Genomic DNA, 12786 nt, shown 5'->3' with positions numbered 1-12786 from the left:
TATAACCCGATTCAAAATTTTCTATTCAATAAATGGATGCTAATCTTCTACCAGCCCATACATTCAATATTACCCTAGTTAGCAATCTCAAATTGTAATGTACTGCCTCATAAAAATATATATTAATATACGCTATAAAAGCTACCAATGAAAAATCCATTGATAGCTTTCATACCTTTGATGCAAAAAAGCGAGCTCCGTAAAAATTTATTTTTTGTTTATTTAAAAAACACCATAAGGTATATTCAGCAACTGAGCTGTCTTAATAAACAAATTCTTGTTATGTCCAACAGATAATGCCAGATGGTGTGTTGGTGCTTCTTCAAACCATTTGTCCATATATTCTGCTGGCTTATCAGCAAATCGTATATGTGTTGAAGTGTTTCCATTTAGAAGTATCGGAGCTTCAATCGCTTCCCCTTCACTGATGTTAAATTTCAATTTCCCATCATTAGTCTGCGTTACTCCTAGTGTTGTTACTGGTCCAGGCTGAACCTTTGCCTCTACAGAGACTCCTGTTCCACGTTTTCCATGGTAAACACCCATTCCACGTAAGATTGGCTTTCCTTTGGATATTGCAAAATGGAACGGTCCATCATGCCCAAGTATCATTGTATCACGATTAAAATCAGCCGCTACAATCTCACAGTAACTTCCGCCCTTATCTAATATATCGGAAATCTTCATGGCGAGAGCTGTCTTAATATCTCCTTCCCCTGCACATGCGATTCCTTGTGCAGTAAGTAGTGAATGACCAACGATAAATCCGCTCTGAATGCTTTCATAATAATTATCCCGTCCGTGATAATAATAGGAGATACAGTCAAGGTTGCGATCAAGTACCATCTTTTCCTGTGCGGATGCTACTTTTGCTGACCAAGCAAGTTGTTCCACCGTTGGTCGCTTTGCAATTGGGTCAGAAGGAGAATCCCCAGAAATTTCGAAAAAGTTTTCTATCTGCCCTAACTTTTCTTTTACTTCCTCCTCTGTTACCTTCTGAAGATATGCATCCATATCACACATCTCTAATATCTCAATATGAATTCCGGTCTGTGCTTGAAGCATAGTAAAATCACTATACATATCAAGCATACCGCTATAATAACCGCCAAGAAAACCGAATCTTGCATATTGAAGTGTTCTTTTTACCGTTGCTGCTTGACACCATTCCTTAATTTCGCTCCAGGCCTTTATGGCTTCCGGGCGATTTGACGTCATTTCATCCGCCTTCGCAAATTTTGGAGTGTAGTCTAGACCAAGCAATCCATTAATTGCCCTAAACTTTATACCAGCACGGTTAAAAGCATTAGAAATTTCGGGAATGGAACAGCCTACACATTGCGCTAACCAGCGGTCGGTGCCCGTACTCTCATAAGCCATTTCTGGTGTTGGTTGCAAATTCAGAACAATAACTGGCGCCTTATTGATTTGATGTAGAGGTAGAAGGCATGCACTGGTGTAATAGGTAGCCGCATGAGAAAACACGATATCTACATTATATTTATTAAAATATCCTCCCGCCTCGCGACCTTTATCTTCGGTATCTACAAGTCCAAAATTATATACTTCACCAAACTCTAACATTCTTTTTTCTAAAAATAAATTGTACTCTAACAGGCATCCCTTTAAGCCTTCAAACTGCTCCCAATATACATGAAGACCTGCGCTATATAAACCAATACGAACCTTTTTTACAGGCTTTAACTTCTTAAGTACTTCCACAGATATCATTTCCTTTCGATTAATATTTCATTTCATTTAACTTTGATCCCGAAGCAAATGCTATAAATTACTTATTTCCAGTTTGACTTTTGCAAGGCCTTGCGTAATTCTGATCTGGATATGTTCTATAAATTTCTATTAGTAGAAAAGGGTTGCTTTTTGGCAACCCTTTCCTTCCCATATGTTTCATACAAATATTAATCACTTATGTAGACATCAAATTAATATCCACTTACTAATCTGTATCCACATACTTCTTATCTGTATCCACTTACTTATGTATCCATTTCATCTTCTATAAATTAATAAACTTTAGCCCATTCAGCAATATTGCTTGGCTCGAATTTAAAAGGTGCACCTAAGATAATTTCAGTACCACCATCCGCTGCAGCTGTAATTTTGTAAGAACCATTGTCACCTAATGTTTTATCAGGAACAGTAAAGCTCTGATCTGCTGCACCTGTAATAGTTCCATTTACCAATGAAATAGAAGCATATGCTGCTAAGTTACCTAATTGGATTGGGTTCCATAAGAACATATAAGGGCAAGAATGCTGATCGTCATCTCCAATGTAATCAGCCATCTCGGATGGTAATCCAAGCCCTGTTAACTTAACTTTACCACTTAAACCTTTGTCTTGAAGAACTTTAGCTGCAGCCATAATACCTACAGTAGTTGGAGCGCAGATTACTTTTATGTTAGGATCAGCTGCTAAGATAGCCTCTGTCTGATCACAAGATGCCTGATATTCATCATCACCGTAATAAACACCGATTAAGTTAAGTTTTGAATATTTAGAGTCCTGCATCACTGTCTTCATACCATCAATCCAAGCATTCTGATTTGTTGCAGTGGATGCTGCGGAAAGAACTGCCCAATCACCTGAGCCACCAGAAATGTCAAGGATAGCGTCCATTAATGCTTGAGCGATCTGGGTAGTACCAGCCTGATTAACAAATACTTTACGGCTGTTTGCATTGGTAGCGGAGTCTAAGGATAGTACGTGAATACCCTGATTTTTTGCTTCTGTTAATGCTGGTTCCAAAGCGTCAGTATCATTTGCTGCAATTGCGATGCAGTCAACACCCTGTGAAATAGCGTTATTGATACAGGTAATCTGATCTTCTGCAGTAGCTGACTTTGGCTCCTGAATAACGCATTTTCCTCCATTTGCTTCAATCACCTGTTTGTAACCTTCGGATTCCTTCTGGTTATAAGGGTTACCTGCACTTTTTACGATAATTGCGTAAGTTGCAGTTGTTGCATAACCGTCCCCACCAGTTGTTGCAGCAGTTGTAGGGGTTTTTGCTTTGTTACTGCTCGTGTTGTCAGTTTTGCTACTACATCCAGCAAGTAAACTCGCTGTCATAGTTAAGCAAAGTACTAAACCAAAAATCTTCTTCATCTTTCCTTACCTCCACAAATTTAAAATTTATACAAACACTAAAGTGTGAGTATCATAAATAGGTTTTCCTTATACTGTCTCTGAATCTCTTTTATGTAACTTTCCAAACTTCAAATTTGGTACCATTACTGCAAAAATTAAAAGCACACCTTTCACTACCATCATGATATTGGATGAAATATTAACCAAGCCTAAGCCATACTCTAAGAAACCTAATAAGAACACCGCAATCATTGCTCCAATAAAATTACCTTTACCACCATCGGTCAAAACACCGCCGAGTACACACATACCAATAGCATCCATTTCATATCCTGTACCGATATTCGGTCTTGCACTGCCCATTTGTGCTGCAACGAATATCGCACAAATACCACTGAAAAGACCCGCTAAGGTATAAATGATGATTCGCATCTTTGGGATATGAATTCCTGAGTACTTTGCAGCTTGTTGATTACTTCCAACCGCAAACATTCTGCGTCCAAAAGTTGATTTATGCATTACTACTCCAAAAATGATTGCACAAACTACAAAGACAAGAAACATAATTGGTACTACTCCACCAACTTTACCCCAATATAGCTTACTAAACCATTTTACTGAGGTGAAACCACCAGTTGCCTGATCCTTCAAGATTATTTCTGCAATACCCCTAAAAAGAATCTGGGTTCCGAGTGTCACAATCATTGGATTTAATTCATGAAAAGTTACTAAAATAATTCCATTCAGCAATCCACATAATGCACCGACAGCTACTGCAATTATTAAAGACAGCCACATCGGACACCCTGCATTAAAGCTGACACCTAATATTACTGCGGAAAGTGCTACCTGTGAGCCGACCGAAATATCAATTTCTCCTATCAATAATACAAAACACATCGGTAACGTAAGAAATGCTACACAAAGGAAGGTATTGGTTGCATTAAATAATCCGTTCACACTCCAATAACGATTAGAAATCGTGATATTCATAATATTAACTGCGATAAAAACAATTACTAAGAATGTCTCCCACCTAAAGAGAAATTTATTCAAAGAGAACTTCTGTTCCGCGCTGATTACTCTTCCGGACTTTCCTGCCATGATTAATTCTCCCTCCTCTTTAATGCTGCTTTATTCATCTGTCTTTGAACAAGTACGTTGATAATTACTGCAATAAGAATGATTAGACCTTTAATTGCTTTTTGCCAGAATTGAGATACACCAATCAATGGAAGTCCTTTCCCAATAATAGAAATAATCAAGGTACCTAAAAATACACCTATCACACTTCCGCGACCACCACTAAGGCTTACCCCACCTACTACACAGGCTGCAATAACATCCATAACCAATCCTTCTGCCATATTACCCTGCGAAGAAGCATACAGCGAAGTATACATCGCTCCAGATAATCCGCACAAGGCGCCAAGGACAGAATAACAGGCGATTTTTACTTTTTTAATCTTAATACCGCTTATCAATGCCGCTTCTGCGTTACTTCCTACGGCATATATTTTTCTTCCTGTAGGAGTCCATTTCATAACAAAAAAGAATACAACATAAACTACGATAACAATTACTACTAGATTATTTACAATTCCAAATCCTAGATATCTGCTTTGTGCGAATGCTTTATAAGCTTTTGAAAATTGTGATGCAGCAACCCATTCATTATTTGCGATCAAATAAGCAAGTCCACGATAAATACTCATGAATCCCAGTGTACAGATAAGTGGATGAACTTTACCATAAGCAATAATAACACCGATTAAAAGCCCGCATAGGAGTCCAATCGCAGTAGCTATTAAGAATACTACGATCACCGGTGTTCCAGGGTGATCTCTTAAAAATAAAGATGCCGCCATACCCGAAAATGCTAATGTAGAGCCAACCGAAATATCAATTGCACCGATTAAAAGTATCAACATCATTCCAGCTGCTATCACAAAGTCAACTGCATAGTTTTTAAATAAAGATTCTATCGTTTCAGGGGTTAGAAAAGTACTATTTCTGCTTTGTATAAATACACAAAGGATTAATAATACCAAAACCAAACTCACCTCACGCGAGCCGGTGATTTTTTTCCACATAGCTTTCATGTTCATTCCTTATCACCCTGCCCTTTCCCTGAAGTTGTTTTTGATTTTGCCATAGCTTTTTCAAGTATCATTTCCTGACATGCTTCTGTACGACTTAACTCTCCTGTTATTTTCCCTTCACACATCACTATGATTCTGTCACTCATGGCAAGAATCTCGGGCATTTCAGAAGAAATCATTATAATTGCATAACCCTTTTTCGCTAACTGCCCCATAATATCATAGATTTCAGCTTTTGCACCAACATCAATTCCCTTGGTTGGCTCATCCATGATTAGAACCTTTAAGTCGGAAGCAAGTATCTTTGCCACTGCAACCTTCTGTTGATTACCACCAGACAAGGTACTCACTTTATCAAAGATGGAAACAGCCTTCGTATCAACTTCCTCTGCAAGCTTCTTTGAAACAGCATGTTCTTCTTTCTCTTTTGTAAATAACCTACTTCCATACTTCTCTATTTCAGTTAAGGTAATATTTCTTCCGATGCCCCAACTAAGTATTAATCCAAGATTTGATCTATCTTCAGTCAGGAGTCCGATACCATTTTTGATTGCATCCTGTACATTACGAATCTCTACTTGTTTACCCTCGAGAAAGATTTTTCCTGAGTCAAGCTTCTCCACACCATAGATTGTCTGGATTACTTCTGTTCTTCTTGCACCGACAAGACCTGTCAAACCTAAGATTTCACCAGCATGTACCGTAAAGGATACATCTTTAAAATAGCCCTCTCTGCAAAGTTTTTCTACTCTTAATACTTCTCCCCCTACCTTAATCTCCGGCTTTGGGAACATATCATTGATCTCACGACCTACCATTGCAGTAATAAGATCTTGGTTTGAAATCTTATCTACATCATAGGTTCCAATGTATTTGGAATCTCTAAATACAGTTACCTTTGTTGCCAAGCGGTACATATCTTCAAATCTATGGGATATAAATATAATCGAAGTGCCGTCATCCCGTAGTCTTTCCGCAATTCTATAAAGATTCTCAGACTCATTTTTTGTAAGTGATGCTGTAGGCTCATCCATTATGATGATTTTTGCGTTGGACGACAGTGCCTTTGCAATTTCAACCATCTGCTGCTGTGCGACACTTAAAGATCCCATTTCATCGGTGGCTTTGAAATCTGCATTCAATTGTTCTAACAGTTTTTGTGCATCCTGATTCATTTGCTTCCACTGAATGATACCATTCTTTATTTTCTCATGTCCCATGAAAATATTTTCCGTTACGGTCAAATGAGGATATGCCGTTACATGTTGATAAATTGCTGCAATACCTGCTGCTTGGGCATCCTTTGGTCCTTTGAATTCAACCTTTATTCCGTTTAAATAGATTTCTCCTTGTTCCGCCTTATGTACACCCGTAATAACCTTAATAAAGGTTGATTTTCCTGCACCGTTCTCTCCCATTAGCGCATGTATTTCACCTTTTTTTAATTGAAAATGTACGCCATCCAAAGCCCGTACTCCAGGGAAAACCTTTGTAATGCCTTTTAACTCAAGAATATATTCCTCAGCCAATCTCCTTACTCCTTTCGCTGCTTTCCTTTATATTAATCTTCTTTTTCCTTCACAGTCCTATCTTAGCATCTGAAGTTCTTACATCATATCGTAATATTGTTTGATTGAGGGTAATTTTCTGTTGTTTTACATGATTGAATTCTAAATAAAATTTAGTTATAATTGATAATAAATTAGCGTAGAGTAACACCGCATTATAACTTTTTCACGATACATACACTTAAAAAGTGAAACCTAAGCAAAAATATTGCTACAAAATTAGTGGCATAATGGAGGTATCAATGAGAATTCTAATTGTAGATGATGAAAAGCTTACCAGAGACGGTTTAATAGCAAATATTAACTGGAAGGCACTCTCATTTGACCAAATTGATCAGGCCGATGATGGAATAAATGCAATTCAGATTGCCCTAAAGCATCCTCCAAATGTTTTATTAACCGACGTGCGAATGCCAAGGATGGACGGAATTGAATTAGTAGATAATATCCTGAAACTTTATCCAGACTGTTCTGTTATATTTATGAGCGGATATTCAGATAAAGAATATTTAAAGGCTGCGATTAAGTTTCGCGCTATCCGTTATGTAGAAAAACCGATTGATCCTTCCGAAATCATGGATGCACTAAAACAGTCTATCCAGACTGTCCTACAACATCAGGCACAACAAGATTCTAATGTTTTATACGCAAAGGAGGCTGTGTCTAGGTTTGCCCAAAGGCTAACACATAACGGTTATGATATGAAAAGTGACACTTTAATTGATGACGCTGTTTTGAGAGGATCCATCAATAATTCAACCATTTTTACCACCTGCATCCTTCGAATTATTTCACCTTATAATGTGATCGTAGATAGAAGCAACCTTAGCTCCTATCTTGAAAATTTTGATAAACAGATAGCAAAATGGCATTTGAATGAGATCCATTTTATTAAAAACGATTCACTAATCGTATTACATATTTACGGAAACGAACGGCCGGAGGAATCTGTCGTATCCAAAATCGGAACATACATCAAGTCCGTAATTCCAATTGAATTGAACTATTTTATTACCTTTGGAAAAACCGTCACAGGTCCATCAAAAGTATTCGATTCTTATAATTCCGCAGCTATCCTACTACAAAGTTCCTTTTTCTTTGATTATGGTAGCATTTTAATCCATAAAAGTTCACCTCAATCGGTTTCAAGCATCTACCCACATGAATTTCTTAATGATTTTACAGAAGCAATTCGTGAAAAGAATTTCCTTCGTGCGAGGGAACTTGTAGAAACCTTATACCGTTCCTTAAAAAATAATAAAACTCTTTTGACAAATGTCATTAAAGACATGTACTATAAGGCCTTTTTACAAATTAATTCAGTTCAATACGATTTGAAGCTTCAAACAGAAAATGCAGTCTCCGATTCCGAGAGTATGCTCGATAATATCACAAACTGTATCATACTGAATGAACTTCATCAGATGCTGTTAGCAAAGATTGATAGATTTGAAGAAAAACTTCAGTCCACACCCAAAGAAACCTCGACTATCTTTTTAATTCGAGATTATATTAGTAATCATTACGGAGATTATTCCTTATCCATAAAAGATATCAGCGATCATGTTCGTTTATCCTTCTCTTATCTTTGTACCGTTTTTAAAACGGAAACTGGAGAGACATTAAATCAGTACATTACCAATTATCGTATCGAGAAAGCAAAGCAGCTTCTATCTGACCCACGTAATAAAATCATTGAGGTTTCCTCACGCGTTGGATATGCTGACAATAATTATTTCGGTAAAATATTCAAGAAAATAGTCGGAATCACTCCATCAGAATATCGTGAAAAGGAACTGGGCCGTAATACGTCATTTTATGTTCTGAAAAAAAAATAATTTCATTCAGAAGGAAAGGAAATCTATGATAAAGAATATATTTTCAAAGCTATATGATTATTATGTCCTTCGTATGAAACTGAAATCGAAATTTATGATTTCGCATCTTCTTCTTGCTTTAGTTCCAACTATTTTTATTACTATTTTGTGTTATCAACAATTGCTTGGCATCACTACGAATAATACCTTAAAATCTCTGGCGAGTATTTCATATCAGACGCAAAATAGCCTTAGTAACACAATAAGTCAGCTCGATGATATAGCTTCTAGTATCGAAAGCCAAGATTTTTTTACCAATTTCCTTTATAGTGATTCCCCTGAAGAATACAAGAACGATTCCACCTTTCAGGTAAGCCTAAATAACTTTTTTGCAACCGTAAATTTCCTTGCGAATAATAACAACGCTTCGGCTGTTAAAATCTATATCAATGATATTCACTATAATGTAATCTCCTCTTACAATAAGGAGGGTATTTTTGATCATGAAGCAGCAACGCTTGGTACGTATTGGCACGGTATCCTATCTAATACCAAGCAGTCCATTCTTGTCTGTCCGAGTATGTATCTTTCCCCGAATGAAATTAGGGAATATGGTGACCTTGCAATCATACACAGTCTGAAGGTAAATGATGATTACATCTATGTTGTCGTATATTTTAAACAGGAGATTATTGATAATATATTAAAACAGGATCTCCCTTTTACTCATAGTGTTATTTATATCTTAAATGAACGAGATACCCTTGTTTCCACTACAAGTTCTGCTCTTTACGGGACTTATTTATTAAAATACAAGAAAATTCCGGAATTGATTAAAACAACCACCAAATTTATGCCGGTAGACTTCTCAAACTCCAAGGTATATTGCAATTATAAGACAATTATTGGAACCGACTGGTATATGGTTACCACCATTCCGGCAAGAAACATGCTGGAAGAAGGTAAACAGTTATTGCTTCGTTTTCTCTTATTTTATCTTGTGATTCTTGTATCCGGTGTGACACTCGCACTACAGTTAAATAAATCAATTGTTAATCGTATTTCCTCTGTCATCACCAAAATGCAAAGCGCAAAATATGGGGTTCCTTCCCCTCTCGATACCAAAGGTGGTACGGATGAAATCGGTGACCTGATTGAGACCTATAACTTTATGTCCGATCAATTAAACCATCTGATGCTTGCGCAGGAGCAGGCATCAAAAGACCTGCGCTTATCTGAATTCAAAGCCCTTCAATCCCAAATTAATCCGCATTTTCTATATAACACATTGGATATGATTAACTGGATGGCACAGGCAGGTAAATCCTCAGAAATATCATTAGCTGTACAAAGGCTATCCCGTTTTTACAAACTGACCTTAAGTAAAGGGAATAATATCGTTAGTGTAAAAAGTGAATTGGAACATATCACTCTGTATGTTCAGCTTCAAAACATGCGATTTGATGATAAAATTCATTTCTTTATAGATGTACCGGATGAAATACTGGATTATGAAATACCAAAACTAATTTTTCAACCGATTGTAGAAAACTCCATTCTACACGGGATATTGGAGAAGGAAACCAAAGAAGGAAATATCGTGATTATGGGCTGGATGGATGACGATGATCTTATTTTTGTTATATCCGATGATGGTGTCGGCATTACTTCCGATATTCTATCCAATATTCTGAAAGGTACAGTTAATACTGATAAAGGTAGTAGTATAGCCATTATGAATACCCATACCCGCCTCCAGGTCTACTTCGGTAATGAGTACGGTCTCTCCTTTCGAAGCACGGAGGGCGTTGAAACCGAGGTTGAAATTAGGATTCCTGCGAGACCTTACAGGAAAATGTAACATTGACAATTAAAGGTTTGTCATTTATTATATGGGGCATATGTGATAAGAAAAGTTAATTTAAAACTTAAAAAAGCTTTTGTAGTAAAGATTCCTCCATACTACAAAAGCTCTTTTTTACCTAATTGACATTATATCTCATACCAAATAATTTCATTCGCTTCTAACTCTAAATCAAAACTACTGGAATCACCTCGGTAAATCGTCGTATTTTGTGGCTCATAAGTGTTATTTACAACACAATATTTGTTGTTTTTTACATAAGCATGCACTTCAACATTGAAGTTACTGGAGTACCATTTATGCAAGTTTTCTTCTTCATGAGCACTCCAAAGAATACTTCGGTAAAGAACTCTGCTATTCTCAAAACTATATGGAAGACCACTTAGATATACACTTCTTCCCTTGCCAAATTCATTCACAGCCATCTGTACTTCTTTTTCCATCTGAACAAGAATGGTAGTACCCTCTAAGGCGTACATATTTTTCTTCCCCTCACCGAAGTCTACTTCTTTTGTACAATCTTCGGTGATAAAATGGCTTTCCACAGCATCCCAATTATATTTATCATAATTTAAAGTAAAACCAGTTTCTTTTTCGATGCCAAAAACATTAGCTAACTGAATGTAACGTCCCTGATACTGGTGTCCCGTAGGTTCTCCAATACCAATTAAGCCGCCACCTTCATATACAAACTGATGAATAGCACTGGAGATATCAGCATCTTCCCAAACTAATCCACCAGTGTGTGCTGTATCACCATCTCCCACATTAATAATTACATCAATATTTTTTAAGATATTTTTATCCTTTTTAATGTCATCAAAGCTGATAAAGGACACTTCAAAAGGTGTTCCGCTTAATGACTCAATGACACCTGCATAACTATAGTTTTGCTTTTGATAAAGTGCATGATGTACCATATGGGCACCCCAAGCTCGCATTTTACCCCAACTATTTAAAACAGCTACACGTTTGATACAAAATGGCGTTGTACCCTTAATGTTTTCATACAGCTCACGAAATTCGTTACAAACAGATTCCACATAGTCAATAAACTCTGGGAACTGGCATGCAAGTTTTAAGTAACCGCCATATCCGATTCTATCAATTGGCTTTCTTAAGATGGCACGTCTTGCTGTAACCCAGTTAACCTTCGCTTCTTTAACAGGATCCCCACCTTCGTGGAAAGTATCAGGGAAGAAATAAGGAAGAAATCTTCCTTCGGTATACTTAACCCCTGGGATATCACTAATTAATCGAAGTGTACTACCATTCCCTACACTTCCAACTACTGCATCAAGACCGATTGTCTTAAACTCCTCCATAAAGGGTTCTGTTCCAATCCAGTGATCCCCAAGAAACATCATCGCTTCCTTACCGTATTCATGGGTGATGTCTACCATTTCCTTGGCTAATTTTGCAACTTCACGTCTCTGGAACGCTTGAAAATCTTTAAATTCCTTGCTTGGGATACGATACTGATTGTTATAGTACCCTTGATCAATAATAAACTCTGGTCTGAATCGATAACCCACTTCCTTTTCAAACTGCTCCAAGATATAAGGAGATACAGAAGCTGAGTACCCATACCAGTCAACATACTTTTCACGCATCATTTCATCAAATACTAAAGTAAACTGATGGAAGAAGGTTGTATAACGAATCACATCAACATAAGGATGTTCTTCTATAAACTTACGAAGACGAACCATAGAATACTCTCTAGTCTTTGGCTGTCTTACATCAAATGTAATCTGATGTTCTACGCCTTGCCATCCATTGACAACCGCGTTGTACATGTGCACCGGATCCCAGATAAGATAAGCAAGAAAACTAACTGTATAGTTGTGGAATGGCTCGCAATTTGTAATTATTACTTCTCCTGTTTCTTTGTCATAACTCCAGGTATCTGTTGAAACGACCATCGCAGTACTGCGATCAATTACTTCCCACCAGCGTACTTTATCATCATAATTATTTACCATCATAAGCTCTTTCGCGATTCCTTTTAAAAGTGGAATGCGAAGTGTTGTTTCTGTAGCTGTATAAAATGACGTCATAATATAGCATTGTTGTACTTCCTCTGGGTGCGCCTTTGCCCAGGCATTATCCTTACGGGTTGTATAATACGTACTATAAACCTTAGCTTGAACAGCCTTTAATTCCTCTGGATAATCCGTGCCGTCACAATCACGGATAGCATCTGCTCCCCATCTATTTAATAATTCCATTGTTTCTGGAACAACATCGACATCTGTTGGTATCGTAACTCTTCCAGCTAACATCGTATCTTTTTTCATATTTACCACCATTCTGGCGCATTAA

The 12786-nt window shown here is 37.2% G+C and carries 8 protein-coding genes; 2 read left to right on the top strand and 6 right to left on the bottom strand.

The features are described from left to right. Positions 1 to 222: 222 nt before the first annotated feature. The 5 genes from CPHY_RS03165 to CPHY_RS03145 form a co-directional block, all read right to left on the bottom strand. Complete coding sequence (locus CPHY_RS03165; protein WP_041703138.1) at positions 223 to 1731, bottom strand: L-fucose/L-arabinose isomerase family protein; 1509 nt, start codon at positions 1729 to 1731, stop codon at positions 223 to 225. 293 nt (positions 1732 to 2024) lie between these two features. After that, the gene (locus CPHY_RS03160) at positions 2025 to 3128 is read right to left on the bottom strand and encodes a rhamnose ABC transporter substrate-binding protein (protein WP_012198614.1); all 1104 of its coding nucleotides are present in this window, start codon (positions 3126 to 3128) and stop codon (positions 2025 to 2027) included. 69 nt (positions 3129 to 3197) lie between these two features. Further along, complete coding sequence (locus tag CPHY_RS03155) at positions 3198 to 4214, bottom strand: ABC transporter permease (protein WP_012198613.1); 1017 nt, start codon at positions 4212 to 4214, stop codon at positions 3198 to 3200. Positions 4215 to 4216: 2 nt separating this feature from the next. Beyond that, positions 4217 to 5218: an ABC transporter permease gene (locus CPHY_RS03150; RefSeq protein WP_012198612.1), complete on the bottom strand. Its 1002-nt coding sequence runs from the start codon at positions 5216 to 5218 to the stop codon at positions 4217 to 4219. Next, complete coding sequence (locus CPHY_RS03145) at positions 5215 to 6741, bottom strand: sugar ABC transporter ATP-binding protein (RefSeq protein ID WP_012198611.1); 1527 nt, start codon at positions 6739 to 6741, stop codon at positions 5215 to 5217. Before CPHY_RS03145 ends, CPHY_RS03150 begins: the two co-directional genes overlap by 4 nt. Before the next feature lie 281 nt (positions 6742 to 7022). Here CPHY_RS03145 and CPHY_RS03140 point away from each other — a divergent pair, with 281 nt between their 5' ends. Together CPHY_RS03140 and CPHY_RS03135 are read left to right on the top strand one after the other, a co-directional pair. Further along, the gene (locus CPHY_RS03140; protein ID WP_012198610.1) at positions 7023 to 8618 is read left to right on the top strand and encodes a response regulator transcription factor; all 1596 of its coding nucleotides are present in this window, start codon (positions 7023 to 7025) and stop codon (positions 8616 to 8618) included. A 25-nt stretch (positions 8619 to 8643) separates the two neighbouring features. Beyond that, positions 8644 to 10458 carry a cache domain-containing sensor histidine kinase gene (locus CPHY_RS03135; protein ID WP_012198609.1) on the top strand — a complete coding sequence of 605 codons (1815 nt, stop codon included), beginning with the start codon at positions 8644 to 8646 and terminating at the stop codon, positions 10456 to 10458. Positions 10459 to 10589: 131 nt separating this feature from the next. On the opposite strand, the gene gnpA is transcribed toward CPHY_RS03135, so the two are convergent. After that, positions 10590 to 12761 (bottom strand): 1,3-beta-galactosyl-N-acetylhexosamine phosphorylase, encoded by a 2172-nt coding sequence (gene gnpA / locus CPHY_RS03130; protein ID WP_012198608.1) that lies wholly within the window; start codon positions 12759 to 12761, stop codon positions 10590 to 10592. Positions 12762 to 12786 lie beyond the last annotated feature (25 nt).

The sequence above is a fragment of the Lachnoclostridium phytofermentans ISDg genome, assembly GCF_000018685.1.
GTDB lineage: Bacteria > Bacillota > Clostridia > Lachnospirales > Lachnospiraceae > Lachnoclostridium > Lachnoclostridium phytofermentans.
This window is presented reverse-complemented; position numbering and strand designations above follow the sequence as displayed.